The sequence below is a fragment of the Tenacibaculum salmonis genome, assembly GCF_041053065.1.
In the GTDB taxonomy this organism is placed as follows: domain Bacteria; phylum Bacteroidota; class Bacteroidia; order Flavobacteriales; family Flavobacteriaceae; genus Polaribacter; species Polaribacter pacificus_A.
Map to the genome: position 1 here is coordinate 725,994 of NZ_JBFCVV010000001.1, position 26,203 is coordinate 752,196.

General features: G+C 29.2%; 24 protein-coding genes. 17 read left to right on the forward strand and 7 right to left on the reverse strand.

Features of this window, described 5'->3' with window-relative positions; all coding sequences use genetic code 11:
- The first annotated feature begins 273 nt into the window (after positions 1 to 273).
- Positions 274 to 849 carry a peptidoglycan-binding protein LysM gene (locus AB0T67_RS03030; RefSeq protein WP_455432250.1) on the forward strand — a complete coding sequence of 192 codons (576 nt, stop codon included), beginning with the start codon at positions 274 to 276 and terminating at the stop codon, positions 847 to 849.
- Between the two features lie 47 nt (positions 850 to 896).
- On the opposite strand, the gene AB0T67_RS03035 is transcribed toward AB0T67_RS03030, so the two are convergent.
- The 3 genes from AB0T67_RS03035 to dnaA are packed head-to-tail and all read right to left on the reverse strand — an operon-like array spanning position 897 to position 3,498.
- The gene (locus tag AB0T67_RS03035) at positions 897 to 1,604 is read right to left on the reverse strand and encodes an SAM-dependent methyltransferase (RefSeq protein ID WP_271231862.1); all 708 of its coding nucleotides are present in this window, start codon (positions 1,602 to 1,604) and stop codon (positions 897 to 899) included.
- Entirely contained in the window at positions 1,605 to 2,060 is a 456-nt protein-coding gene (locus AB0T67_RS03040) for a low molecular weight protein-tyrosine-phosphatase (protein WP_271231861.1), read from the reverse strand.
- Between the two features lie 13 nt (positions 2,061 to 2,073).
- Positions 2,074 to 3,498 carry a chromosomal replication initiator protein DnaA gene (gene dnaA, locus AB0T67_RS03045; protein WP_369219093.1) on the reverse strand — a complete coding sequence of 475 codons (1,425 nt, stop codon included), beginning with the start codon at positions 3,496 to 3,498 and terminating at the stop codon, positions 2,074 to 2,076.
- 173 nt (positions 3,499 to 3,671) lie between these two features.
- On the opposite strand from dnaA, the gene AB0T67_RS03050 reads away from it, so the two are divergent.
- The 6 genes from AB0T67_RS03050 (at position 3,672) to AB0T67_RS03075 (ending at position 10,541) form a co-directional block, all read left to right on the forward strand.
- The gene (locus tag AB0T67_RS03050; protein ID WP_369219094.1) at positions 3,672 to 4,079 is read left to right on the forward strand and encodes an acyl-CoA thioesterase; all 408 of its coding nucleotides are present in this window, start codon (positions 3,672 to 3,674) and stop codon (positions 4,077 to 4,079) included.
- A gap of 15 nt (positions 4,080 to 4,094) precedes the next feature.
- Positions 4,095 to 4,667: a cob(I)yrinic acid a,c-diamide adenosyltransferase gene (locus AB0T67_RS03055; RefSeq protein WP_369219095.1), complete on the forward strand. Its 573-nt coding sequence runs from the start codon at positions 4,095 to 4,097 to the stop codon at positions 4,665 to 4,667.
- A 95-nt stretch (positions 4,668 to 4,762) separates the two neighbouring features.
- Positions 4,763 to 4,984 (forward strand): DUF2795 domain-containing protein, encoded by a 222-nt coding sequence (locus AB0T67_RS03060; RefSeq protein WP_271231858.1) that lies wholly within the window; start codon positions 4,763 to 4,765, stop codon positions 4,982 to 4,984.
- Between the two features lie 129 nt (positions 4,985 to 5,113).
- Positions 5,114 to 8,467 carry a preprotein translocase subunit SecA gene (gene secA, locus AB0T67_RS03065; protein WP_369219096.1) on the forward strand — a complete coding sequence of 1,118 codons (3,354 nt, stop codon included), beginning with the start codon at positions 5,114 to 5,116 and terminating at the stop codon, positions 8,465 to 8,467.
- A 178-nt stretch (positions 8,468 to 8,645) separates the two neighbouring features.
- On the forward strand, positions 8,646 to 9,515 hold the full coding sequence (locus AB0T67_RS03070) for a UDP-2,3-diacylglucosamine diphosphatase (RefSeq protein WP_369219097.1): 870 nt from the start codon (positions 8,646 to 8,648) through the stop codon (positions 9,513 to 9,515).
- Between the two features lie 6 nt (positions 9,516 to 9,521).
- Positions 9,522 to 10,541 (forward strand): glycosyltransferase family protein, encoded by a 1,020-nt coding sequence (locus AB0T67_RS03075; protein ID WP_369219098.1) that lies wholly within the window; start codon positions 9,522 to 9,524, stop codon positions 10,539 to 10,541.
- On the opposite strand, the gene ung is transcribed toward AB0T67_RS03075, so the two are convergent.
- Positions 10,528 to 11,196: a uracil-DNA glycosylase gene (gene ung, locus AB0T67_RS03080; protein ID WP_369219099.1), complete on the reverse strand. Its 669-nt coding sequence runs from the start codon at positions 11,194 to 11,196 to the stop codon at positions 10,528 to 10,530. The two genes, AB0T67_RS03075 and ung, sit on opposite strands and share 14 nt — an antisense overlap.
- A 129-nt stretch (positions 11,197 to 11,325) precedes the next feature.
- On the opposite strand from ung, the gene AB0T67_RS03085 reads away from it, so the two are divergent.
- The 4 genes from AB0T67_RS03085 to AB0T67_RS03100 all read left to right on the forward strand — a co-directional run bounded on the left by AB0T67_RS03085 (position 11,326) and on the right by AB0T67_RS03100 (position 16,108).
- Positions 11,326 to 13,533 carry an endonuclease MutS2 gene (locus AB0T67_RS03085; protein ID WP_369219100.1) on the forward strand — a complete coding sequence of 736 codons (2,208 nt, stop codon included), beginning with the start codon at positions 11,326 to 11,328 and terminating at the stop codon, positions 13,531 to 13,533.
- Between the two features lie 420 nt (positions 13,534 to 13,953).
- The gene (locus tag AB0T67_RS03090) at positions 13,954 to 14,499 is read left to right on the forward strand and encodes a hypothetical protein (RefSeq protein ID WP_369219101.1); all 546 of its coding nucleotides are present in this window, start codon (positions 13,954 to 13,956) and stop codon (positions 14,497 to 14,499) included.
- Positions 14,500 to 14,523: 24 nt separating this feature from the next.
- Positions 14,524 to 15,135 (forward strand): Crp/Fnr family transcriptional regulator, encoded by a 612-nt coding sequence (locus AB0T67_RS03095; protein ID WP_369219102.1) that lies wholly within the window; start codon positions 14,524 to 14,526, stop codon positions 15,133 to 15,135.
- 82 nt (positions 15,136 to 15,217) lie between these two features.
- Positions 15,218 to 16,108, forward strand: a complete 891-nt coding sequence (locus tag AB0T67_RS03100) for a Cif family virulence factor (RefSeq protein WP_369219103.1) — start codon at positions 15,218 to 15,220, stop codon at positions 16,106 to 16,108.
- A gap of 78 nt (positions 16,109 to 16,186) precedes the next feature.
- Here AB0T67_RS03100 and AB0T67_RS03105 read toward each other — a convergent pair whose 3' ends face one another.
- Entirely contained in the window at positions 16,187 to 16,411 is a 225-nt protein-coding gene (locus tag AB0T67_RS03105) for a hypothetical protein (RefSeq protein WP_058885356.1), read from the reverse strand.
- Between the two features lie 21 nt (positions 16,412 to 16,432).
- Complete coding sequence (locus tag AB0T67_RS03110; protein ID WP_369219104.1) at positions 16,433 to 17,827, reverse strand: MATE family efflux transporter; 1,395 nt, start codon at positions 17,825 to 17,827, stop codon at positions 16,433 to 16,435.
- 113 nt (positions 17,828 to 17,940) lie between these two features.
- Here AB0T67_RS03110 and tpx point away from each other — a divergent pair, with 113 nt between their 5' ends.
- The 6 genes from tpx to ribB all read left to right on the forward strand — a co-directional run bounded on the left by tpx (position 17,941) and on the right by ribB (position 25,035).
- The gene (gene tpx / locus AB0T67_RS03115) at positions 17,941 to 18,438 is read left to right on the forward strand and encodes a thiol peroxidase (RefSeq protein ID WP_271231849.1); all 498 of its coding nucleotides are present in this window, start codon (positions 17,941 to 17,943) and stop codon (positions 18,436 to 18,438) included.
- Between the two features lie 2 nt (positions 18,439 to 18,440).
- Positions 18,441 to 18,821, forward strand: coding sequence for a diacylglycerol kinase family protein (locus AB0T67_RS03120; protein WP_369219105.1), 381 nt, complete (start codon positions 18,441 to 18,443; stop codon positions 18,819 to 18,821).
- A gap of 27 nt (positions 18,822 to 18,848) precedes the next feature.
- On the forward strand, positions 18,849 to 21,656 hold the full coding sequence (locus AB0T67_RS03125; RefSeq protein ID WP_369219106.1) for a DNA translocase FtsK: 2,808 nt from the start codon (positions 18,849 to 18,851) through the stop codon (positions 21,654 to 21,656).
- Between the two features lie 36 nt (positions 21,657 to 21,692).
- Positions 21,693 to 22,346, forward strand: coding sequence for a LolA family protein (locus AB0T67_RS03130; protein WP_271231848.1), 654 nt, complete (start codon positions 21,693 to 21,695; stop codon positions 22,344 to 22,346).
- A gap of 88 nt (positions 22,347 to 22,434) precedes the next feature.
- Positions 22,435 to 23,883, forward strand: coding sequence for an LptF/LptG family permease (locus AB0T67_RS03135; RefSeq protein ID WP_369219107.1), 1,449 nt, complete (start codon positions 22,435 to 22,437; stop codon positions 23,881 to 23,883).
- Positions 23,884 to 23,886: 3 nt separating this feature from the next.
- Positions 23,887 to 25,035: a 3,4-dihydroxy-2-butanone-4-phosphate synthase gene (ribB, locus tag AB0T67_RS03140; protein WP_369219108.1), complete on the forward strand. Its 1,149-nt coding sequence runs from the start codon at positions 23,887 to 23,889 to the stop codon at positions 25,033 to 25,035.
- A gap of 219 nt (positions 25,036 to 25,254) precedes the next feature.
- On the opposite strand, the gene AB0T67_RS03145 is transcribed toward ribB, so the two are convergent.
- Positions 25,255 to 26,196 (reverse strand): NAD(P)H-dependent flavin oxidoreductase, encoded by a 942-nt coding sequence (locus AB0T67_RS03145; protein ID WP_369219109.1) that lies wholly within the window; start codon positions 26,194 to 26,196, stop codon positions 25,255 to 25,257.
- Positions 26,197 to 26,203: the final 7 nt, after the last annotated feature.

Consider the following 26,203-nt stretch of genomic DNA (forward strand, 5'->3'; position numbering starts at 1 on the left):
CTATTAATTAATAAAATCATTATTTTGAAAATTTAAAATGAAACAAGTACTTAAATTATTTTAACACTTTTTTATCTTCAATAAAAAATCATTATTTCTGATTAAAAAACAATATAATATATTTTTATTTAAATATATGATAACAAAACAGTAACGAGTTATTTACATTCGGAATTACAACAAATAATCAAAATACTGATTGCTAGTATATTAATATATAATTACAGTATATTTGCACCGCTAAACAGAAAACAACAAATTATCAAGTATTTAATATTTGGATTTATAGGGTTTATATTACTAATTAGTTTTACTAAACCGAGAGTTTATATCGACAAAACGACTACAACTCCAAAAGAAAAAGCATATCATGCTGAAAAAGTCAACTTTCCGTTTTTATTAAAAAACTTTGTAGGCTTTAAAGAAGCATTAGCTTTTAAAGAATCTCAAGGAAAATATCGAGTAATAAACAAATTAGGATACTTAGGAAAGTATCAATTTGGAAGAGAAACCTTAAAAAGGTTTCGTATTTATAACACTAGTAACTTCCTTAAAAGACCTGAATTACAAGAAAAAACTTTTATAGCTTATTGTAAGGTTAACAAATGGATTTTAAGAAAAGACATTAAACGAAGTGTTGGAAAAACAATTTCAGGTATTAAAATTACCGAGTCAGGTATTTTAGCCGCAGCACATTTAGGTGGAGCTGGTAACGTTAAAAAGTATTTGCGTTCAAACGGAGCTATTCAATTTAATGATGCTTTTGGTACTTCGATAAAATCATATATGAGAAAATTTTCAGGATATGATGTATCAAATATCACAGCAAATAAAACTCCTAAGGTTTAAAAATCATAATAAAAAAAAGAGCTCTTAATTAAGAGCTCTTTTTTTTATTATGATTTATGTAATATAAAAATAGTTGGACGCTTATGTAAGTCCGTTTTTATATTTTTCCATTCTTTAATAGTAAATGTTTTTATATACTCTGAAGGAAGTGTAATATCACAAGCTACACAAACACGAGTATCTGCTGATAAAACAGCACGTAAATCATCTAACATTTTTTCATTTCTATATGGAGTCTCTATAAAAATTTGAGATTGATTTTTATCTCTTGATAATTTTTCTAAATCTTTAATAGCTCTTTTTCTATCTGATTTATCAATAGGTAAATAACCATTAAAAGCAAAACTCTGCCCATTCATTCCAGACCCCATCATCGCCATTAAAATAGAAGAAGGACCTACTAAAGGTACTACTTGAACTCCTTTTTCGTGCGCTAATTTTACAATACTTGCACCAGGATCTGCAACAGCAGGAACTCCTGCATCTGATAATAATCCTATTGAAATACCTTTATCACAAACATCTAAATAATTTTGTATTTCAATATCATTTGAATATTTATCTAACAATAACAACTCTAAAGAAGGTTGCGATTTATTAGGCGTAATTTTTTTAATAAAAGCTCTTGCTGATTTTTCATTTTCTACGATAAAAAAATCAAGATGTTCTATTACTTTTTTAACAGAAAGAGGCATTACCTCCAAAGGTTCAGTATCTCCTAATGTTGTTGGTATTAAATATAATTTACCTTTCATCTAGTTTTTTAATTTTGAAGCGATAATTAAACATGCTTCGTCTAACATTTTATATACATTTTCAAATCCTTGATTTCCTCCATAATACGGATCAGGGACATTCTTATTTGCATCAGGTTGCAATTCATTCAAAATCATTTTCACTTTCTGAATATCATCTTGATTGATTGTCATTGAAATAATATTGTCATAATTTTGCTGATCCATGGCATAAATTACATCAAATTCTTTAAAATCAGCTTTTTTAAATTGTCTTGAACGTTGCTTTGTAATATCAATTCCATATTTATGAGCAACCTCAACAGACCTTTTATCAGGTAATTCACCAACATGATGTCCTGCTGTTCCTGCCGAATCAATTTTAAAAGAATCACTTGTTAATTTTGATCGTAAAATACCTTCAGCTAATGGCGAACGACAAATATTTCCCAAACAAACCATTAAAATTTTTTTCATGAATTAGTTTAGTTTAAAATGTTAATTTCTTAGTTAAATCTTCTACGTATTTTTTAAATTGCTTATCTGTGTCTGTTAAATTATCAACAGTTTTACAGGCATGTAATACCGTTGCATGATCTCTTTTACCAATTTGACTCCCGATACTTGCTAATGATAATTTAGTTAAACGCTTAGCAAAAAACATAGCTAACTGACGTGCTTGAACAATATGTCTTTTACGTGTTTTAGATTGTAAAGTAGCGACATCCATATCAAAATATTTAGCGACTACTTTTTGAATATAATCAATCGAAATTTCTCGTTTAGTACTTTTAACAAATTTATCAACAATTTCTCTAGCTAATCCGACAGTAAATTCTCTTCTATTAAAAGATGCTTGTGCAATCATCGAAATAATAACACCTTCTAATTCACGAACATTTGCTTTTACATTCTTTGCAATATATTCAATAACATCTTCTGACATTTCAACGCCATCTTGATATAATTTATTATGAAGTATAGAAACGCGAGTTTCAAAAGATGGAGGCTGTAATTCGGCTGACAATCCCCATTTGAAACGAGATAATAAACGTAATTCTATGTCCTGCATATCTACAGGAGCTTTATCTGATGTTAAAATTACTTGTTTACCATTTTGATGCAAATGATTAAAGATATGAAAAAATACTTCTTGCGTACCTGTTTTACCAGACAAAAACTGAATATCATCAATAATTAGTACATCAACCATTTCATAAAAATGGATAAAATCATTTCTAGTGTTCGACTTTACAGAATCAATAAATTGTTGAGTAAATTTTTCTGAAGATATATATAAAACTGTTTTATCAGGATATTTTTCTTTTACTTCTACACCAATTGCTTGTACTAAATGTGTTTTACCTAAACCAACTGGCCCATATACCAACAATGGATTAAAAGAAGTTCCTCCAGGTTTATTTGCTACCGCCATACCTGCTGACCTCGCTAATCGATTAGCATCACCTTCGATATAATTAATAAAATTATAATTCGGATTTAATTGAGATTCTATTTTAACTTTTTGTAAACCAGGTATTACAAAAGGATTCTTCAATTCTCTTTTAGATTCTAAAGGAGCGGCTTTTTTTTGTACTTTTAAAGGTTTACGATTTGAACTCGGTATTTTAACTATTTGAGGACTATTACTACTATACGTGTTTTCTAAACGTACATCATAAATTAACCTAGCATCAGCACCTAATTCTTTAACTAAAGCAACTCTTAATAGTTTAATATAATGCTCTTCTAACCATTCGTAAAAAAATTTACTTGGTACTTGAACTGTAAGAGCTTCTTCAGCTAATTTAACGGGTTTAATTGGCTCAAACCAAGTTTTATATGCTTGGTGTTTAATGTTATCTTTTATAAAAGATAAACATTCATTCCAAACTGAATCAGCAGTTTTAGTCATTTAAATTAAATACTATTTTAGGTGTTAATTTCATTATTTTTTGGGGAACTAAAAGTGGCAATTATACAAGGGCACAAAAATGTGAATAAAATTCAGCATAAAAAAATCGTTACCCTATTGGTTCTTAATTATTTTATACGTAACGTTCGTAAAAATTTAAAACAAGATATACTTTGCAAAAAAACAAAACTACAGTTCGTGTTCGTTATGCTGAAACAGATCAAATGGGTGTTGTATATTACGGTAATTATGCGCAATATTTCGAAATAGGTCGTACAGAACTATTACGTTGTTCAGGTGTTACTTATAAATTTATGGAAGAAAATGGCGTTATGCTACCTGTAATATCGTTATCCTGTGATTTTAAAAAATCGGCACTATATGACGACGAATTAACTATTACAACAAGCGTAAAAAAAACACCTTCTGTTAAAATTAAATTCGATTACGAAATTACCAATCAAGACCAGCAATTAATTTGTACAGGAAATACGGTCTTGGTTTTTATCAATATGAAAACAAAAAAGCCAATGCGCTGTCCTGAATATATTTTAGAAAAACTAAATTTACAAAATAAATAAAAACCTCAACGATTAATGAAAATATATACTAAAACTGGTGACAAAGGAACTACAGCATTATTTGGAGGAACACGTGTACCTAAACATCATTTACGCATTGAAAGTTACGGTACTGTAGATGAATTAAATTCATATATCGGATTAATAAAAGATAAAAATACAGAAGAATCTTTAAACAAAACATTACTTAAAATTCAAAGTGATTTATTTATTTTAGGCGCAATGCTTGCCACTCCTCCTGAAAAAGAAACGTTAAAAAGTGGTAAAGAGCGCTTAAATATTCATAAAATAACTGACACTTCTATTCAATTTTTAGAAGATAATATTGATTTGATGAATGAGAGTTTACCGCAAATGACTCATTTCATTTTACCTGGCGGACATGAAATAGTGTCATTTTGTCACATAGCTCGCTGTGTATGCCGTAGAGCTGAACGTTTATCTGTAGCTTTAAATGAAGAAGAAGCCGTTAATAATACTGTTTTAATGTATTTAAACCGACTTTCTGACTATCTTTTTGTACTGGCACGAAAATTGTCCAAAGACTTGAAAGTAGAAGAAATAAAATGGATTCCTGAAAAACTATAACAACGTTTTTTATCAATTTAACATTTTAAAAAAAACACTTGACTTTTTATAAAAAAAAATTATTTTTGCGACAATCTCACTTAAACAGATAAAAAATGTATTGGACACTTGAACTAGCATCATACCTAGCAGATGCACCTTGGCCTGCAACTAAAGACGAATTAATCGATTACGCTATCCGTACCGGTGCGCCTTTAGAAGTAGTTGAAAACTTACAAGACATTGAAGATGAAGGTGATTCATACGATTCGATAGTCGAAATTTGGCCTGATTATCCGACTGAAGAAGATTATCTTTGGAACGAAGAGGAATACTAAGAATACAACCAAAAAAAGTCTCTGTAATAGAGACTTTTTTTTTGCTTACTTTTAAGCTTTTAAACATAAACCATATAATAAGCCAAATTAACCTAAAAGTTAACAAGCTATAAAAACAATATTTTACAAATGAGCGTTTTAAATTCGATTCTAAAAATTTTTGTTGGTGATAAACAACAAAAAGATCTAAAGTCTCTACAACCAATTGTTGAGAAAGTACAATACTTTGAAAAATCATTCAATAGTTTATCCAATGATGGGTTGCGAACAAAGACTATCGAATTTAAATCAAAAATTAAAGAAGCAACAAAATCTTTTACAGATACAATCGCTACTTTAGAAACAGAAGCTTTAACTGCTGACATTGACCGTCAAGAAGAAATATATACTCAAATTGATAAGTTAAAAGACGAAGCTTACGAAAAATCGGAAGCTGTTTTATTAGAAATTATGCCTGAAGCTTTTGCTTTAGTTAAAGAAACTGCAAAACGTTTTACTGAAAATGATACCGTAGAAGTTACCGCTTCTCCTTTTGATAGAGAATTATCAGCAACAAGAGCACATATTACTTTAGAAGATGAAAAAGCTTACTGGGCAAGTTCTTGGGATGCTGCTGGTAAAGAAGTTCTTTGGGACATGGTGCATTATGATGTACAATTAATTGGTGGTTCTGTTTTACATCAAGGTAAAATTGCCGAAATGATGACTGGTGAAGGTAAAACTTTAGTATCTACCCTACCCGTTTATTTAAATGCCTTAACTGGTAACGGTGTACACGTTGTTACGGTAAATGATTACTTAGCAAAACGTGATAGAGCTTGGATGGCTCCAATTTTTGAATTCCACGGATTATCTACGGATTGTGTTGATTTTCATCAGCCAAATTCAGAAGAACGTAGAAATGCCTATAATGCAGATATTACATACGGAACGAATAATGAATTTGGTTTCGATTATTTACGTGATAACATGGCTTCTTCAAAAGATGATTTAGTTCAAAGAGCACCTAACTATGCTATTATTGATGAAGTAGATTCTGTTTTAATTGATGATGCTCGTACGCCTTTAATTATTTCTGGTCCTGTAGCACAAGGAGATCGTCATGAGTTTAACGAGTTAAAACCTTTGGTTGCTGATTTAGTTTCTTTACAAAATAAATATTTAGTAGGAGTTTTAGCTGAAGCTAAAAAATTATTAAAAGCTGGTGACGAAAAAGAAGGTGGTTTCTTATTATTTAGAGTTTACAGAGGTCTTCCTAAAAACAAAGCATTAATTAAGTTTTTATCTACTGAAGGAATTAAACAAATTCTTCAAAAGACAGAAAACTTTTATATGCAAGACAATAATAAGTTAATGCCTGAGGTAGATAACGAATTATGGTTTACTGTTGAAGAAAAAAATAATCAAATTGATTTAACTGATAAAGGAATTAATCTTTTATCAGAAAAAACACAAAATAATACCTTTTTCGTTTTACCTGATATTAGTGTTATTGTTGGTCAAATAGACAATAGCCAAGATTCTGTTGAAGATAAAGCAAATAAAAAAGAAGAATTATATCGTGATTTTAGTGTAAAAAGCGAACGTATTCATACTATGAATCAACTTTTAAAAGCATATACTGTTTTTGAAAAAGATGTTGAATATGTGGTTATGGACAACAAAGTGATGATTGTTGATGAGCAAACAGGACGTATTATGGACGGTCGTCGTTATTCTGATGGGTTACACCAAGCTCTAGAAGCAAAAGAAAACGTAAACATTGAAGATGCTACGCAAACATTTGCAACGGTTACTTTACAGAATTACTTTAGAATGTATCGCAAATTATCTGGGATGACAGGTACTGCAATTACAGAATCTGGAGAATTTTGGGAAATTTATAAATTAGATGTTGTTGAAATTCCAACAAACAGACCTATCCAAAGAGATGATAAAGAAGATTTAGTTTACAAAACTACTCGTGAAAAATACAACGCCGTTATTGAAGATGTTGTAAAATTATCTAACGCAGGTCGTCCAGTACTTATTGGAACAACATCTGTAGAAATATCAGAATTATTAGGAAGAATGTTACAAATGCGTAAAATTCCTCATAATATATTAAACGCAAAATTACACAAACGTGAAGCCGATGTAGTTGCCGAAGCTGGTAAGGCAGGAATAGTAACGATTGCTACAAACATGGCGGGTCGTGGTACGGATATTAAATTATCTAAAGAAGTAAAAGATAATGGTGGTTTGGCTATTGTAGGTACAGAACGTCATGATTCTCGTCGTGTTGACCGTCAGTTACGTGGTCGTGCGGGTCGTCAAGGAGATGTTGGTTCAACACAATTTTATGTTGCTTTAGATGACAACTTAATGCGTTTATTTGGTTCTGACAGAATTGCCAAAATGATGGACAGAATGGGATTAAAAGAAGGTGAAGTAATTCAGCATTCTATGATTTCAAAATCTATTGAAAGAGCGCAAAAGAAAGTTGAAGAAAATAATTTTGGTATTCGTAAGCGTTTATTAGAATATGATGATATTATGAATGCACAACGTGAGTTTATTTACAAACGTCGTCGTCATGCATTAGATGGTCAGCGTTTACAAATTGACATTGCAAATATGATTTATGATACTTGTAATTCAATTGTAAAGCAAAATAAAGCGAGTAATAATTATAAAAACTTTGAGTTTGAATTAATTCGTTTTTCAGCAATGACTTCTCCTTTTTCTGAAGAAGAATTTAAAAAATTCACAGAAGAAGAATTAACAGATAAATTATACGTTATTGTTTCTGCTCATTATAAAAATGATACAGAAAGACACGCACATACTGCTTTCCCTGTAATTAAAAATGTTTTTGAAACTGAAGGAGATAGATATGAACGTATAATTGTTCCTTTTACTGATGGTGCTAAAACATTACAAGTTGTTACCAACTTAAAAGAAGCATACGAATCTGAAGGAAGATCATTAGTAAACGATTTTGAAAAGAACATTACTTTATCTATTATTGATGAAAACTGGAAAGATCATTTACGTAAAATGGACGAGTTAAAACAAACCGTTCAAAATGCAACTTACGAACAAAAAGATCCTTTATTAGTATATAAATTTGAAGCTTTTGAATTATTTCAAGCTACTGTTGATGTAATTAATAAAGAAGTTTTATCTTTCTTATTTAAAGGACATTTACCTAGTCAAGATGTTGATCAAGTATCTGAAGCTCCTGAACACCAAGAAATTCAGCATTTAGATACTCGTAAAGACGAGGTTCAAAATTCTTCTCAACAAGCAATGAATAGCGCTCGTAATCAACAAACTCAAGAACAGCAAGTTGTTGAAACTATTGTTCGTGAAGAACCAAAGGTTGGTCGTAACGAAAAAGTTACTATCAAAAATGTAATGTCTGGCGAAGAAAAAGAATTAAAATACAAACAAGCAATTCCTTTATTAGAATCAGGGAAATGGGTTGTGTATCAAAAATAATATTCAATTACAATTTACACTATAAAAAGCTCGGTTAAAACCGAGCTTTTTACATTAAAAAAACACAAACTTTACATTTACTTAAAAAATTGATTACCAACACTTCACAATTAAATTAACTTTAAAATACATTTGAAAAGTATATTTGTATAAATACAATATTAGTATACTTTTTAAAATGAAAAAAAATAAGAAACGAAAATTAGATATTGTTGTTATTTCTGATGTTCACTTAGGTACTTATGGTTGTAAAGCTAAAGAACTTCATAGTTATTTAAAATCTGTAGAACCAAAAATTTTAATTTTAAATGGTGATATTATTGACATTTGGCAATTTAAGAAAAGTTATTTTCCTAAATCTCATATGAAAATAATAAAGCAACTGATGTCTTATATAACTTCGGATACCAAAGTTTACTACATAACAGGTAATCATGATGAAATGCTTCGTAAATTCAAAGGCTTTAGTCTTGGTAATTTTGAAATTGTAAATAAAGTAATACTAAATATAGACGGCAAAAAAGGCTGGTTTTTTCATGGTGATGTTTTTGATGTTACCATGCAACACTCTAAATGGCTAGCTAAACTTGGTAGCATTGGTTACGATACATTAATTCTGATAAATATTGCTGTGAACTGGTTTAGTCAAAAACTAGGTTACGGAAAATTATCTTTCTCTAAAAAGATAAAAAATAGTGTTAAAGGTGCTGTAAAATTTATCAATAATTTTGAAACTACAGCTTCTGATATTGCTATTTCTAACGGCTATGATTATGTTGTATGTGGACATATACATCAACCTGAAATGAAATTGATTGAAAATGAAGACGGATCAACTACCTATTTAAACTCTGGTGATTGGGTTGAAAACTTAACAGCCTTAGAATATACTAATAAAACGTGGTCATTATATGAATACGAAAAAGATGAAATAGCTAAAAAAATAAACAGAGAAGTAAACGAAGACAATGAAGAGTTTGTAGCTGCAGAAAGTAGCAATAGCGAGCTTTTTAAAGATCTTTTACACGAATTTAATATTAAAAACTAAAACTCTATGAAAATATTATATGCTTTTCAAGGCACAGGAAACGGACACGCTAGTAGAGCTATTGAAATTATACCTTACTTAAAACAAAGAGCAGATGTTGATGTTTTAATTAGTGGATATCAATGTGAATTAGCACTTCCTTTTGATGTAAAATATAAATATTACGGACTAAGTTTTATCTTTGGAAAAAAAGGAGGAATTGATATTTGGCAAACCATAAAAAAAGCAAAGCTTAAAAATTTATTCAAAGAAATTAAATCAGTTCCTTTAGAAGAGTACGATTTAATTATCAATGATTTTGAACCAGTTACCTCTTGGGCTGCAAAAATAAAAAAAAGTAACATCGTATCATTGAGTCATCAAAGTGCTGTTTTAGACAAAAATGCACCAAAACATGGCACATTTCGTTTTGAACGCTTAATTTTAAGATACTACGCCCCAATAAAAAAGAAATTTGGTTTTCATTTTAAAGCTTACTCTTCTGATATTTCGACGCCAATTATTCGTAAAAAGATAAGAAATACACCTATTATTAACAAAGGTCATTATACTGTTTACTTACCCGCTTATGGTGATAAAAAAATAATTAAAATATTATCTAAAATTGAAAACATTAAGTGGGAAGTATTCTCAAAACACACTAAAACAAATATCATAAAAAATAATATTATAATCAAGCCAATAAATGGTGATAGTTTTATCAAAAGTATTAGTTCTAGTAAAGGAGTTATGTGTGGTGCGGGCTTTGAAACACCTGCCGAAGCTCTATTCCTTCAAAAAAAACTATTGGTAATTCCTATGAAAAACCAATATGAACAACAATGTAATGCACTTTCTTTAAAAAAAATGGGCATACCTGTTTTAAAAACTTTTAACAAAAAACAACTTTCAAAAATCATTACTTGGGTAGATACTAAACAAGAAATTAAGGTTGACTACCCTGATATAACTGAAGATATTTTAGATGCTATTATTTCACCATATTATAATAAAATAACTTTACCAACGGTAGCTACCATTGGATAATTTTCAAGTTTTCACTTTTCAAAAATTCGTTTGTTTTTGAAAAGTGTTTACTACCAAACCAACCTCGCCAAGCACCTAATGGTGATGGATGCGGTGCTTTAAAAATAGTATGTTTTTTAGTATCGATAATACTTCCTTTTTTTTCGGCAAATTTTCCCCAAAGTAAAAATACAACACCCTTTTTTTCTTCGGATATTTTTTGAATAACAGCATCTGTAAACTGTTCCCAGCCTTGTTTTTGATGACTTCCAGCTTCGCCTTCTCTAACGGTTAAAGTGGCGTTTAATAATAAAACTCCTTGTTTTGCCCAACGAGATAAATCGCCAGAAACAGGATATGAAACTTCTACATCTGTTTCAACTTCTTTAAAAATATTTACTAATGATGGCGGATGCTTTATTCCATCATTTACTGAAAAAGACAAACCATTTGCTTGTCCCAATCCATGATACGGATCTTGACCAATAATAACGACCTTTAAATCATCAAAAGAACAATAATCAAAGGCTGAGAAAATATTTTCTTTTTTAGGAAAACAAGTATTTGTATTAAATTCTTTATCAACAAAATTAGATAATTCTTTAAAATATGTTTTTTCTAATTCTGGCTTTAAAATATTTTTCCAACTATCGTTCATCGCTAATTCTTCCATCATATATTGTCTTTTTTATCAGAATTCAAAGATACACTTTTACACTTTTTTAAATTCAAAAAAAAGAAGTATCATTTCTAAAACCAAACGAAAAGAATTTATAAATTTGTTGTATACATAAAAACTTTTTTTTTGACTAACAACATTTCAGATAAGACGCTTCAAGATTTAGAATTTACAACAGTTTTAGAGCAAGTTGCAGCGCATTGCATTACCAATTTAGGAAAGGAAAAAACGCTGGAAGTTCAGCCTATTTCTAATAAAAGAAAATTATTTTTCGAATTAAATTTAGTGAACGAATATCTTTCTTCTTTTGAGAATGAAAACAGACTTCCTAATCATTTTTTTGAAGATATCACCGAAGAAACAAAGCGGTTAGCCATAGAAAACAGTTTTTTAGAAACAGAAGCTTTTTTAAAAGTTGCAACAGTTACCGAAACAGTTAATGAACAAAAAAAATTCTTAAAAAAATTTCAAACCTACTACCCAACAATTTTTAATTTAAGTGATAAAATACAATTTACCACTTTTGTTTCAGATAGTATTAAAGAAATAATTACTGCTCACGGTACTGTTTCGGACAATGCATCGCCTGTTTTAAAACAAATCAGAAAAGATATCAATAACATTCGTGGGAAAATATCTGAAAGTTTTTCTCACGCTTTAACAAGAAATATATCAAGCGGTTATTTAGATGATATTAAAGAAACTGTTATTGATAATCAACGTGTTTTAGCCGTTAGTGCAATGCATCGACGTAAAGTAAAAGGAAGCTTATTAGGTTCTTCAAAAACTGGAGCAATTGTATATATTGCGCCTCAAGCAACCTTAGCATATAGCCGTGAATTACAAAACCTAATTTACGAAGAAAAACAAGAAGTTGTTAAAATATTAAGAGCTTTAGCAAGTAAAATTCACCCTTACACTCCTTTATTAGAAGAATATTTGGTGTTTTTAACACATTTGGATGCTGTAGCTGCAAAAGCAAAATATGCAAAAAGTATCAATGGATTATTACCTAAAATAAGCAAAGAAAAAAAGGTGTTTTTTAAAGATGCTTTTCACCCTGTTTTATGGAAAAAAAATAAAGATCAAAATAAAGAAACCTTTCCACAAACCATTCGATTAGACGAAAAACAACAAATTATTGTTATTTCAGGACCCAATGCAGGTGGAAAAAGTATCACTTTAAAAACCATCGGTTTATTACAATTAATGTTACAAAGTGGTTTATTAATTCCTGTACATGAACGTAGTGAAACAACATTATTCAATACTATTTTAACTGATATTGGAGATAATCAATCTATAGAAAATCAATTAAGTACTTATAGTTATCGCCTTAAAAATATGCGCTCATTTTTAAGAAAATGTAACGATAACACCTTATTTTTAATTGATGAATTTGGAACAGGTTCTGATCCTGAACTAGGTGGTGCTTTAGCTGAAATTTTTTTAGAAGAATTTTATGAGCGAAAAGCCTTTGGAATTATCACCACACATTATGCTAATTTAAAGGTTTTAGCCAACGAATTAGATAATGTAACCAACGCAAATATGCAGTTTGACGAACGTACTTTAGAACCGTTGTATAAATTATTTATAGGGCAAGCAGGTAGTTCTTTTACTTTTGAAGTAGCGCAAAAAAATGGAATTCCTTATAACATTATTAACAGAGCTAAAAAGAGAGTTGAAACTGAAAAAATCCGTTTAGATAAAACGATTTCTAATCTTCAAAAAGAACGTAATCGTTTGCAAAAAACTTCTGATAGCTTAGTAAAACAAAAATCGAAAGGACAAGAACATATTGATAGTTTACAGGAAAAAGAAGAAAAAATACAAAGTAAACTTTCTGGTTTTCAAGAATTATACGATAATAATCAGCGAATGCTTTCTTTAGGAAGAAAAACTAACGAGCTGTTAAACAAGTATTTTCAAACTAATAATAAAAAAGAATTATCAACCGAATTCTTTAAATGGGTTGCTATTGAAAACACAAAACGTATCAAAAAAGCACCACTTAAAAAGCTATCTAAAGTTGAAAAAAGACAAGATTTAATTACAAATCAAAAACAAAAAGAAGCCATCAAAAAAACAGAAAAAGAAGTGCTTCAAAAAGTTATAAAAATTAGAGAAGAGAAAAAAGAAGAAGCTAAAAAAATAGCACTCGAAAAAGCCGCTTATGTATACAAAATAAATGATCGTGTCCGTTTAATTGATGGAAATTCTGTAGGAACTATCGATAAAATTGAAAAAAGAACGGTTTTTATCAATTATGGTTTTTTTACCACCAAAGCAAAATTAGAACAATTAGAATTGGTTGAACGTGCTAAAAAATAATTTAACGTTATATATTAACTATCTATTTTTAAATATAGTTATAGGAAATATATCAATATTAATTTATTTAGGTAAACTTTCATTTATTTATCATCTAATAATTACTCTTTTTGCTATACTCATTCATTCGTATGGTTATATTCAAGTATTTCAAAAAACTATATTACAAACTAAACTAAAAATAAGTTTAGTTTGTATTTGTATGTATTTAATCAATTTATTGTTTAGCTGTATATGTCTAGCTATATCATTAAAATTATCAACAGATACTATCATTTCATCAATATTAAAAGGAGCTACATTTATTTTTATAGCTGCTATTATATTCTCAATACCAGTAGCCGTAGTATTATTTTTATGGAATTACATTTGTTTAAAACGTTTAGTTAAATCAAAAAAAGTGACTAAAGAATATTAAATATGAAAAAACTACTTACCGATACATTTTACAAAAACATCACAGAAAATGTTATAAAATATCTTGAAAAAGAAAGTAATAAATTAATTTTAAATAAAATTGATTGGGAAAAAGAAGCCAATAAATGTTTGACAAATCTTACTGATTTTTTTGAAAAAGTAACTTTAGAAGAACTTCAAAGGAATAATATTAATACAATTGGTGTAATTGATATTTGCTGGAATGAATACGACAATGATATTGAAGTTGATTTTATGGCTAATAATAATTTTGAAACAGCCTTTAACAATGGTTGTATTATGAATAATTCAGCAATCGATAATGATGCTTTTTTTAAAACGTATTTTGATGAAGATATTGATAAAAGTTTAGAACAAATTGGTGATGATTATGAGCAGATAATTTTAGCGTTTTATTATATCATTAAAGAAATCGTTAAGCTTATTGTTCAGCAAGAAGAGTTTAAAAATCTGCCAAAAAAATCACCGTGTCATTTTGGTTTTGCATCGTTCCATGATGAAGAACGCACAAACATTTTAACGGTTTAACGAAAATAGTTCCCTAAAAAATATATGCTACATAATTTCATAAAACATCTTCGGATTACAGAGCAAGAACTTCTAGAGGAACTTCAGGAAAAATCGACTATAACAACACATAAAAAAGGCGATTTTATTATTAAAAAAAATCAATATATAAAAGTATTAAAAATCGTCTTAAAAGGAAAAGTAAGAGTCTTTCAAGAAAATGAAGAACGAGAAATTCTTATTTATTATTTAAACGATATGGAAACTTGTACTTTATCGTTATCTGCTTGTTTTGAAGATTGTAAAAGTACTGTAAACGCCATTATCGAAGAAGATTGTACTATTTTAAATATACCTGTTCGTTTTGTTAAAGATTGGAATTTCAAGTATAAATCTTGGAATGTTTTTACCACAAATACATTTAGATACAGCTATAATCATCTTATCAATCAATATTCTAATTTAGCTTTTCAACCGCTTAAAGATAGATTGTTTGATTACCTTGTTTCTAAAGCTGAAAATACTGTTATTAGAAAATCACATCAAGAACTAGCAAGAGAATTAGGTACAACTAGGGAAGTAATATCTCGATTATTAAAGACGCTTGAAAAAAACAATAGACTTCATCTAGGTCAAAAAGAAATCATAATTTTATGATATAATTTAGCCTTGTGACAAAAGTCACAGGTTATTTTTATTTAATCGCCTTTTCTTTGTATCAAATTAAATTTGAAATATAATGAAAAATATAAAGGCAATTATTGTAGTAACAATATTAATAATAGGATTCAGTTCTTGTAAACAAAAAACTGAAAAACAAGAAATTAAAATAAAACAATCATTTACAGAACATACACCTACTGCGCATCATAAAATAGCTTTAGAAGTATTAGAAGCAAGTAAAAATTGGATTGCTAATTTTAATAATGGAAATACCGAAGCTTGTGTAAAAGGATACGATGAAAAAGCAATAATGAAGGTAGCACCTTTTGGAATAAAAAAAGGAATTACAGAAATTTCAGAATTTTGGATACCTTTTGCAAAATCAGGTGCTACAAATTTAATTTATACAAACGTAAGTGTTGAAATTGTTGACGAAAAAACTGCCTTTTTAGCTGCAAATTGGAGTATGAATATTGGAAATGGTATTATTTTTCAAGAAAAATGGGAGAAAAAATCAGGAAAATGGATATTAACTTACGATGATTTTAAAGTACTAGAGCAGTTTAAATCACCTAAAGAAAACACAACAAATCCTGTTGCGAGTCATCTAATTTTAGAAGATGTAATTAAGGCTTCTATCGAATGGACTAATGGCTTTAACACTCAAAAAGGAACTATTTGTGCTAATGGATATTCTAAAGATGCATATTTAAACGCTATACCATTTGCTTCTATTAATGGAAAAAAAGGTATTCAAGGTTTTTGGGAAAAATTAATTAAAGATGGAGCTACAAATTTAACATATCACAACCCTACGTTTAAAGTAACGACAGATAATACTGCCTTTTTATCATCACAATGGAGTATGAATATTGGAGAAGGTAAAATATATCAAGAAAAATGGGAAAAAACAAATAATACTTGGTTATTAACTTATGATGAATTTAAAGTTTTAAAACAATATTAATTATTTTTTAAAATTTTATCTGAAGAAAAAAAGCACTAAAATATCTTAGTGCTTTTTTTAATTTAAAAAGAAATAAAATTACTCTAATCCTTCCATTTCTTTATCATAAAACTCTCCTGCTTTATCCATTAAATCAGCGAGTTCTGTTGTTATATCTTCTTCCATTTCTCCTGATAAATCTTCAAACCACTCTACTTCATCATCTTTTAAATTGATTAAAAAACGTGGATACTCCGTATGTAATACGAAAACATCTTCTGGGTGATTGCTATTATCTGCTAATAAAAATTTAGGTAATTCCATAAAAAAGGTAGTATTAATATTTTATTTGTTCCCGATAATTTCGGGATTTTCTTTAATTAATTTTAATGTTAATCTATTAAATCGAATAAATAATAAGATAGATGCCGTAGTTAAGCCTGCTAACAATCCTAACCAAATACCAAAACTTCCATAGGTTTGTTCTGTTCCTAAAAAATAACTGATTGGAAAACCAACCATCCAATAAGATATAAAAGTAATTATTGTTGGAATTTTAACATCTTGTAAACCTCTTAAAGCACCTAAAACAACAACTTGTATACTATCTGATATTTGAAAAACTGCGGCAGCAAGTAATAAATTTGCAGCAATTTTCATAACTTCCATATTATCTGTATAATTTTCAGCATCATTTAAATCTATATATAAATTTGGTAACGATTTATGAAATAGATAAAAAAGCGTACCAAATACCATTGCTAAAATAATCCCTAATAAAAAGATAGAAAAAGCAATTCTTCGCAGGTCTACAAACTTTTTTAATCCTTTTTGATTTCCTACTCGAATCATAGATGCAACGCTTAATCCCATGGCAACCATAAATGTCATAGAAGATAAATTTAAAGCAATTTGATTTGCTGCTTGTGCATTTCTTCCTAATAACCCGCTTAACCAAACAGCTGATGTAAAAATACCTACTTCAAAAAACATTTGCATTGCACTTGGTGCACCTAAATTAATTATTTTTCGAAGCATTAATTTATCAAGTACAAATATTTTAATGTTTGTTACAAGTTCTTTTGAACGTTCTTTTTGAGTCAACATCCACCAAAGGTGAAAAACCATTACAAATCGAGAAAATAATGTTCCGTATGCTGCACCTACAATTCCCATTTCTGGAAAACCAAATTTACCAAAAATGAACAAATAATTTAAAATTACATTTAAAACATTCGCTAAAATAGTAGCATACATTGGATAACGTGTCATTGACAAACCATCACTAAATTGTTTAAATGCCTGAAAAACAATCATCGGTATTAATGAAAAAGCAACTAAATCTAAATATGGAATTGCCAACTTAACAACCTCAGTCGGTTGTTTCATTAAATACATTAATGGTTTTGAAAAGAAAACTAATAAAAACATTAAAATTCCAATCACGGTACATAAAAATAAACCGTGTTTGAAAGTAGATTTTGCTTGTTTAAAATTATTAGAAGAATCTGCTTCTGCTATTAAAGGTGTAATTGCTGTTGAAAACCCGATCCCTAAAGACATAGCTATAAACATAAAACTATTTCCTAAAGAAACTGCTGCTAATTCAGCAGTTCCTAATTGCCCTACCATTATGTTATCAACAAAACTGACAAACGTATGCCCCAACATTCCTAGCATTACTGGCGCTGCAAGCTTCCAGTTATATTTAAATTCTGAAGTGTATTGTTTTAAATTCAAACCTTATGTTATTTCAAAATGCGAAGATAACTTTTTTAATACGCTAGGTCTTTATCTTCTTCATTTTTTAATTAATTTAATTACCTTTGATTTTTATAAAAACAAACAGAAAAATGGCTTCAATAACACTACAAGGAAACGCAATTGACACAATAGCAAATTTACCAGAAATTGGTACTAAAGCAACAGAATTCGCTTTAGCAGGAACAGATTTATCAATTAAAAAATTAGCTGATTTTTCAGGAAGCAGATTAATTTTAAATATTTTCCCAAGTGTTGACACAGGTACTTGTGCTACTTCAGTAAGAGAATTCAACAAAAAAGCAGCTGATTTAGAGAATACAAAAGTTTTATGTATCTCTAGAGATTTACCTTTTGCACAAGGTCGTTTTTGTGGAGCTGAAGGAATTGAAAATGTAATTATGTTATCTGATTTTTCAACTGGAAACTTTGGAAAAGACTACGGTTTAGAAGTTAAAAATGGTCCTTTAGCAGGTTTACATTCTCGTGCTATCGTTATTATTAACGAAGAAGGAAACATTAGCTATACTGAACAAGTAAGCGAAATTGCTGACGAACCAAATTACGAAGCTGCTTTAAAAGCTTTATAATAATGAAAAATCTGAACGATGGTTTTATCAAAGGACGGTTGCGTAGTTTTACCTTTGCTTTAAAAGGAATATACTTGCTAAGTACTACGGAAGATAGTATTAAAGCACAACTTTTTTTTGGATTTATAGCTACTTGTTTGGGTTTCTATTTTAACATATCGATAACCGAATGGATGATTCAATGTTTGGTTATCGGTATTGTTTTAGTTGCAGAGGCGTTAAATACTGCTATTGAAAAAGTTGCTGATTTTGTACATCCTAATTATCATGAAAAAATAGGTTTTATAAAAGATGTTGCTGCTGGTGCACCTGCTTTTGCTGCGTTAACATCATTGATTATTGCTGGCATAATTTACCTTCCTAAAATAATAGCTATATTGTAGCATTCAATTTATTTCTAACATACGTACATGGCAAAAAGAAAGATACCAAATCTAAAGAAACAACTTAAAAACGATTCGTTTATAAAGTTTGCTTCTTTTTTTTCAAAAAAACATAATCTAACTATTCTAGGAGCTTTTTTAGTCCTTTTTTCAATATTTTTAACTGTTGCTTTTATTTCTTTTTTCTTCTCTTGGCAAGAAGATCAAAGTGCTTTATCACAATTTTCAGATAAATCAATCCAAACTCAAAACCTACTTGGTAAAAGTGGAGCTAGGCTAAGTAACTTTTTTGTTTACAGAGGTTTTGGTTTAGGTGCATTTGTAATACCTGTTGCACTCTTTTTTACAGGTGCTAGAATTTTACTACAAACCAATTTAAGAAAAATAATTACATCATGGAATTGGGGGCTATTATCTATGCTTTGGTTTTCTACTTTGTTAGGTTTTTTTCAAAAAGAAAATGCTGTTTTATCAGGAATTATTGGTTTTGAATTAAATGAATATCTTCAAACTTTTTTAGGTAAAACAGGTGTAATTATCTTATTACTGTTCTTCTTGATAGGTTATTTAATTATCCGATTTAGCATTACTCCTGAAAAAATAAATGAAAAAATAAAAACAGCTAAAGAAAATCAATCTAAAGAAGAAATAAAGAAAAATGAAATTAGAAAAGAGGTTATTGCTACTGAAAATTCAGAAAACAGAATAAAACCTAAAGATATAACACAACAAAAAATAGTTGAAAAAGTACACGAAAATACAAAATCTAATATTGAAGAACCTATTGAAAACATACAACCTATACCAACAGAATACATTGATGTAAACACTGCCATAAACGATGCTTCAATGGAAGAATCTTCAATGAATGAAATTTTAATAAATGAAGATTTAATAAATCGTGCAGCTATAAATGAAGCCTTAATAAACGATGCTTTAATAGATAGACCTTCAATAAATAAAGCATTAATAAACGAAGAGTTAATAGGTAAAAATATTATAAACGAAAACCCAATAGAAGAAAAACCTGTAGTAAAAGAACTTATAATAGATGAACCAGTTATAAATGAATCTTCTATAAAAGAAACTGAAATAGAAGAAAAACCTATTATAAAAGAGGTTAAAATAGAAGAACCTGTTATAGATAAAGCACCAATAAAAAAGCCAATAATAGAAGAAAAACCTATCGTAAAAGAATTTAAAATTGAAGAACCTTCAGAAGATGTTTCAGAAGAAATTCCTGAAGAAGAAATTGAAGTTGCTGTTGAAAAAAACACAGAAGAAAAAAGTGTTACAGAGAATTTATCTGATGCATTATTAAAAGATTTTGGAGAATTTGACCCTACCTTAGATTTAGGACATTTCAAATTCCCAACCTTTGATTTATTAAAAGAATATAACGAAGTTATTTCGATAGATCCTGAAGAACTTGAAGCTAATAAAAATAGAATTGTAACTACACTTCAAAACTATAAAATTGGTATTTCTGAAATTAAAGCCACCGTTGGACCAACTATTACTCTATATGAGATTGTACCTAATGCAGGGGTTCGAATTTCAAAAATTAAAAATTTAGAAGATGATATTGCCTTATCTCTTTCTGCTTTAGGAATCCGTATTATTGCACCAATTCCAGGAAAAGGAACTATTGGTATTGAAGTTCCTAATAAAAAATCAACGATTGTTTCTATGCATTCTGTTATTTCTTCTCAGAAATTTCAAGACAGTGAAATGGAATTACCAATTGCTTTAGGTAAAACAATTTCAAATGAAACATTAGTTGTTGATTTAGCTAAAATGCCTCACTTATTAATGGCTGGTGCTACAGGACAAGGAAAATCAGTAGGATTAAACGCTGTTCTAACATCTTTATTATATAAAAAACATCCCGCCGAAGTTAAATTCGTATTAGTAGATCCGAAGAAAGTAGAACTAACTTTATTCAATAAAATTGAACGTCATTATTTAGCAAAATTACCCGATGTTGAAGAAGCTATTATTACCGATACTACCAAAGTTGTACATACATTAAATTCACTTTGTATGGAAATGGATGCTCGCTACGACTTGCTGAAAAATGCAATGGTTAGAAATATTAAAGAGTATAATGTTAAATTTAAAGCGAGAAAATTAAATCCTGAAAATGGACATAAATTCTTGCCATATATCGTTTTAGTTATTGATGAGTTTGCCGATTTAATTATGACTGCTGGTAAAGAAGTAGAAACACCTATTGCTCGTTTAGCTCAGTTGGCTCGTGCTATTGGTATTCATTTAATTGTAGCTACACAACGTCCATCTGTAAACGTAATTACAGGTATTATTAAAGCCAATTTCCCTGCAAGAATAGCTTTTAGAGTAACTTCTAAAATTGATTCAAGAACTATTTTAGATGCACCAGGTGCTGATCAATTAATTGGTCGTGGTGATATGCTTTATTCTGGAGGAAATGATTTAATTCGTATTCAATGTGCTTTTGTAGATACACCCGAAGTTGAAAAAATAACGGATTTTATTGGCTCTCAACGTGCATATCCGAGTGCTTATTTACTACCTGAATATGTTGGAGAAGAAAGTGGCACAAATCTTGATGCTAACATTGAAGACAGAGATAAATTGTTTAAAACAGCTGCAGAAGTTATAATCACAGCACAACAAGGGTCAGCATCTTTATTACAACGTAAATTAAAATTAGGTTACAATAGAGCTGGTAGAATTATTGACCAATTAGAAGCTGCTGGTATTGTAGGTCCTTTTGAAGGTAGTAAAGCAAGACAAGTTTTAGTTCCTGATTTTATGGCACTTGAACAACTATTAGAAAACGAAAAAAAATAACTCTAAAATTCTAAAAAACAGAAGTCAAAATATAATATGAGAAAATTAACATTATTATGTATCGGATTATTTATTAGTTTAAATACTATAGCTCAAAATACTTCTTCTGAAGCTAAAAACCTATTAGATGAAGTTTCTACAAAAATGGGAGCCTACACAAATATGGTTATCGACTTTAATTCTTCTTTAATTAATAAAGAAGCTGGTATTATTAACGACCCTCCTATACGAGGTGAAATTACACTTTCAGGCGAAAAATATAATTTAAATTATTTAGGTAATAATTTTGTTTTTGATGGTAAAAAATTAGCCGTTATAAATAAAGAAGAAAAAGAAGTTACTGTTTCAGATAATGATTTAGATGAAGAAGATGGATTTATTTATCCTTCTAAATTATTAACTTTTTACAAAGAAGGTTATAATTTTTCAATAGGAAAATTAAAAAACAATAATGGTCGTAAAGTTCAGTTTATCGATTTAACACCTATTGATAGTAAATCAGATATTATTAAAGTACAATTAGGTATTGATGCTAAAACAAAACATATTTATAAATTAGTTCAAATAGGTTCTAACGGAGCAGAAACAACTTTTACAATAACTAAGTTTAAAAGTAATCAACCTATTTCAACAAATTTATTTTCATTCGATAAAGAAAAATATTTAAAACAAGGTTATTTTATCGACTAAAAACACTTAAAAATAAAATTTGAGTATGACTTTAAAAATCATGCTCAAATTTTATTTTTTTATATACCTAACCATTACCTTTGCTTCTGTGAAAACATTAGATAAATACATTTTAAAAAGCTTTATAAAGCCTTTTTTAGCAACATTTTTAATTATACTGTTTGTTTTAGTAATGCAAACTTTGTGGCTTGCTTTTGAAAGTTTTGCAGGTAAAGGAATTAGCTTCGGAATTATTTTAAAATTCCTATGGTACACTACGCTACTTGTTACACCACAAGCACTACCTATTGGAGTACTACTTTCTTCAATAATGACTTTAGGTAGTTTATCTGAAAATTACGAGTTTGCAGCAACAAAATCTGCTGGTATATCATTACCTAGAATGGTACGTCCTTTAATTTTTTTAACTATATTTTTAAGTGGGTTAAACTTTGTTTTTTTAAACAATGTGTATCCGTATGCTATGCTAAAACAGCTAAACATGAGGGTTAACATCAAAAAGAAACAACCAGCAATAGCTTTAGTAGCTGGTAGCTTCAACACTGAACTACCTAATTTTCAAATTAAATTTGACGAAAAATACGGTGAAAAAGACAACCTTCTAAAACAAGTTATGATTTATGATTTATCTTCTAAAAAAGGTAATAATAAAATTATAACAGCTAAAAAAGGTGAAATTATTTCTGAAGAAGGAAGTCGATACATGACCTTAATTTTAGAAGATGGACAATATTTTGAGCATCATATAAATAATGGAGCATCGCTTAAAGAACGACAAAAAATGCCTGCCTCGTATGCTTCTTTTGATCAATACACTATAAATATTGATATATCATCTTTTAATAAAAATGATATGGAAACCGAAAAATATACTAGGCAACATAATATGTTAAGCCTTTCTCAATTAAAAGACACCATACCTACTATTAAAAAAAGTTATGATGCTTTTATTGCTAGTCGTGCTAAAAACTTATTAGCAAGTATTAATACTAAAGATTTACACGCATATCCAGACTCATTAATTAATAAAAAACTAGAAATAAATATTCTTGATAACTTTAATATTACAGAAAAGAAAAGTATATTAAACAATGCCAATTCTAAAATTGGCAGAAAACTAAATAATAACAAGTCTAATAAGCAAACACTAAAAAATAAAAGAAAAGCACTTAACTTATATGATATTGAGTTTTATAATAGGGTTGCCTTTTCACTTTCTTGTTTATTATTGTTCTTTATAGGCGCTCCCTTAGGATCAATAATTAGAAAAGGTGGAATGGGATTGCCTATGATTTTAGCAATTGCCATATACGTACTTTATTTTTTCACAAACACTTTTGGAAAAAATTTAGCTGAAGAAAGCTCATTAACAGCTATAACAGGTTCTTGGCTAAGTCTATTTTTAATGTTACCTTTGGCTCTTATCTTAACCATAAGAGCAAGTAAAGATAAAGGTTTATTTGATTTTAAAAGTTTTCTTAATTTGCTTAGTAACTTATTTAAAAATCTATTCTCTAAAAAAGAGAAAACAACATAATTAATGACAACACAAACATCCGCTAAAGTTCAATTAAATACTATTGAAGAAGCTATACAAGATATTAAAAACGGAAAGGTTATAATTGTAGTAGATGATGAAGACCGTGAAAATGAAGGTGATTTTTTAGCTGCTGCAGAAAAAGTAACTCCTGAAATGGTCAACTTTATGGCAACTCATGGTAGAGGCTTAATTTGTACGCCACTTACCGAAGACCGTTGTAAAGAATTAGAGTTAAACATGATGGTTAACAACAATACCGACCCTATGGAAACTGGTTTTACGGTTTCTGTAGATTTACGTGGTAAAGGTGTTACCACTGGTATTTCTGCTTCTGATAGAGCTATTACAATAAAGGCTTTAATTGATTCTGATACAAAACCTAATGACCTTGCTCGTCCTGGACATATTTTTCCTTTAAGAGCAAAAAATGGAGGCGTATTAAGAAGAACTGGGCATACTGAAGCTGCCATTGATTTTGCTCGTTTAGCAGGATTAGAACCAGCAGGAGTTATTGTTGAAATAATGAATGATGACGGTACAATGGCTCGTTTACCTCAACTTGTAAAAGTTGCTAAAAAATTCGATTTAAAAATTGTTTCTATTGAAGATTTAGTTGCTTACAGAATGGAACATGATTCTTTAATTGAAAAGAAAGAAGATTTTAATATTCAAACTCGTTTTGGTGAATTTCGTTTAAGAGCCTATGAACAAACTACAAATAAACAAATTCATATTGCCTTAACAAAAGGTACTTGGACTAAAAAAGATCCTGTTTTAACAAGAATAAATTCTACATTAATTAATAATGATATTCTTGGAACATTAACTAGTAATGCTGATAAAAAACTAGATAAAATGTTTAAAGTAATGAATGATGAAGGTAAAGGAGCAATTCTTTTTATCAATCAACAAAGTCAATCTTTAAACTTATTAAATAGATTAAGAGGATTAAAAGAAAATCAAGCTAATGGAGAAATGAAAGCTCCGAAAGTTATAATGGACAATAGAGATTTCGGTATTGGTGCGCAAATATTACACGACCTACATATTAGTAAATTACGTTTAGTTTCTAATAGTCAACCAAAAACTAAAAAACGTGTTGGTATGATTGGTTACGGTTTAGAAATTGTAGATTATGTAAATTATTAAAACATATTTTTAAATATTATTTTACACAAAAAAAGGAAGCTTTAAATAGCTTCCTTTTTTATTTACTGATATTTTTTAACTTAATTAAAATAGCTTACAAAAAAGTTAAAAATAAAACTCAAATTTCTAGCCCCGATTGAAGCATTTGTTTGAGCTCTTTTTTGTTTTTTTCAAACAAAAAAAGCGAGTGCGGAAAGCGGCAAATTGCTTCAAAAAAAATTATAACAATTGTACCGATTTTTTAACATGTTCAAATTCTGTAATAATTTCTTCTAAAACTTCTTTGGCTGATTTAATTTGATGAATTAATCCTGCTACTTGACCAATTTCAAGTTCTCCTTCGTTTAAATCACCTTCAAACATTCCTTTTTTTGCTCTTGCTCTTCCTAATAATTCTTTGATTTCTTCAATGGTCGGATTTTGTTTATACAAATCTTGGACATCATTATAAAACTTATTTTTAACCAAACGAACAGGCGCTAATTCTTTTAGTGTTAAATGTGTGTCGCCATCTTTAACATTAATTATAGTTTGTTTGAAATTAGCATGTGCAGACGACTCTAAAGTTGCCGCAAAACGACTTCCTATTTGAACTCCATCAGCTCCTAAAATCATGGTTGCTAACATGGCTTTTCCTGAACCTATTCCACCTGCCGAAATTACAGGAATATTAACTTTTTCTTTAACCATCGGAATTAAAGTAAGCGTTGTAGTTTCTTCTCGTCCGTTATGTCCGCCTGCTTCAAAACCCTCACAAACAACTGCATCTACTCCTGCCGCTTCTGATTTTAAGGCAAACTTTACAGAGCTTACTACGTGTACTACTGTAATTCCTTTTTCTTTTAAGAAGGTTGTCCAAGTTTTTGGATTTCCTGCGGATGTAAAAACAATTTTAACACCTTCTTCGATGATAATATCCATTATTTTTTCAACATCAGGATATAACATTGGCACATTTACACCAAAAGGTTTATCGGTAGCTTTTTTGCATTTTTGAATATGCTCACGCAAAATATCAGGATACATAGAACCTGCACCGATTAAGCCCAAACCGCCTGCATTAGAAACTGCCGAAGCTAATTTCCAACCAGAAACCCACACCATTCCACCTTGAATAATCGGATATTTTATATTAAAAAGTTGTGTTATTTTATTTTTCAAAGTTGTT

What these genes read in the sequence shown, in the direction of transcription:
- AB0T67_RS03035 (WP_271231862.1), bottom strand. Translation starts at nt 1,604, where the DNA reads ATGAAAGGTAAATTATATTTAATACCAACAACATTAGGAGATACTGAA.
- AB0T67_RS03040 (WP_271231861.1), bottom strand. Translation starts at nt 2,060, where the DNA reads ATGAAAAAAATTTTAATGGTTTGTTTGGGAAATATTTGTCGTTCGCCA.
- dnaA (WP_369219093.1), bottom strand. Translation starts at nt 3,498, where the DNA reads ATGACTAAAACTGCTGATTCAGTTTGGAATGAATGTTTATCTTTTATA.
- AB0T67_RS03055 (WP_369219095.1), top strand. Translation starts at nt 4,095, where the DNA reads ATGAAAATATATACTAAAACTGGTGACAAAGGAACTACAGCATTATTT.
- AB0T67_RS03060 (WP_271231858.1), top strand. Translation starts at nt 4,763, where the DNA reads ATGTATTGGACACTTGAACTAGCATCATACCTAGCAGATGCACCTTGG.
- secA (WP_369219096.1), top strand. Translation starts at nt 5,114, where the DNA reads ATGAGCGTTTTAAATTCGATTCTAAAAATTTTTGTTGGTGATAAACAA.
- AB0T67_RS03070 (WP_369219097.1), top strand. Translation starts at nt 8,646, where the DNA reads ATGAAAAAAAATAAGAAACGAAAATTAGATATTGTTGTTATTTCTGAT.
- AB0T67_RS03075 (WP_369219098.1), top strand. Translation starts at nt 9,522, where the DNA reads ATGAAAATATTATATGCTTTTCAAGGCACAGGAAACGGACACGCTAGT.
- ung (WP_369219099.1), bottom strand. Translation starts at nt 11,196, where the DNA reads ATGATGGAAGAATTAGCGATGAACGATAGTTGGAAAAATATTTTAAAG.
- AB0T67_RS03090 (WP_369219101.1), top strand. Translation starts at nt 13,954, where the DNA reads ATGAAAAAACTACTTACCGATACATTTTACAAAAACATCACAGAAAAT.
- AB0T67_RS03095 (WP_369219102.1), top strand. Translation starts at nt 14,524, where the DNA reads ATGCTACATAATTTCATAAAACATCTTCGGATTACAGAGCAAGAACTT.
- AB0T67_RS03100 (WP_369219103.1), top strand. Translation starts at nt 15,218, where the DNA reads ATGAAAAATATAAAGGCAATTATTGTAGTAACAATATTAATAATAGGA.
- AB0T67_RS03105 (WP_058885356.1), bottom strand. Translation starts at nt 16,411, where the DNA reads ATGGAATTACCTAAATTTTTATTAGCAGATAATAGCAATCACCCAGAA.
- tpx (WP_271231849.1), top strand. Translation starts at nt 17,941, where the DNA reads ATGGCTTCAATAACACTACAAGGAAACGCAATTGACACAATAGCAAAT.
- AB0T67_RS03120 (WP_369219105.1), top strand. Translation starts at nt 18,441, where the DNA reads ATGAAAAATCTGAACGATGGTTTTATCAAAGGACGGTTGCGTAGTTTT.
- AB0T67_RS03125 (WP_369219106.1), top strand. Translation starts at nt 18,849, where the DNA reads ATGGCAAAAAGAAAGATACCAAATCTAAAGAAACAACTTAAAAACGAT.
- AB0T67_RS03130 (WP_271231848.1), top strand. Translation starts at nt 21,693, where the DNA reads ATGAGAAAATTAACATTATTATGTATCGGATTATTTATTAGTTTAAAT.
- ribB (WP_369219108.1), top strand. Translation starts at nt 23,887, where the DNA reads ATGACAACACAAACATCCGCTAAAGTTCAATTAAATACTATTGAAGAA.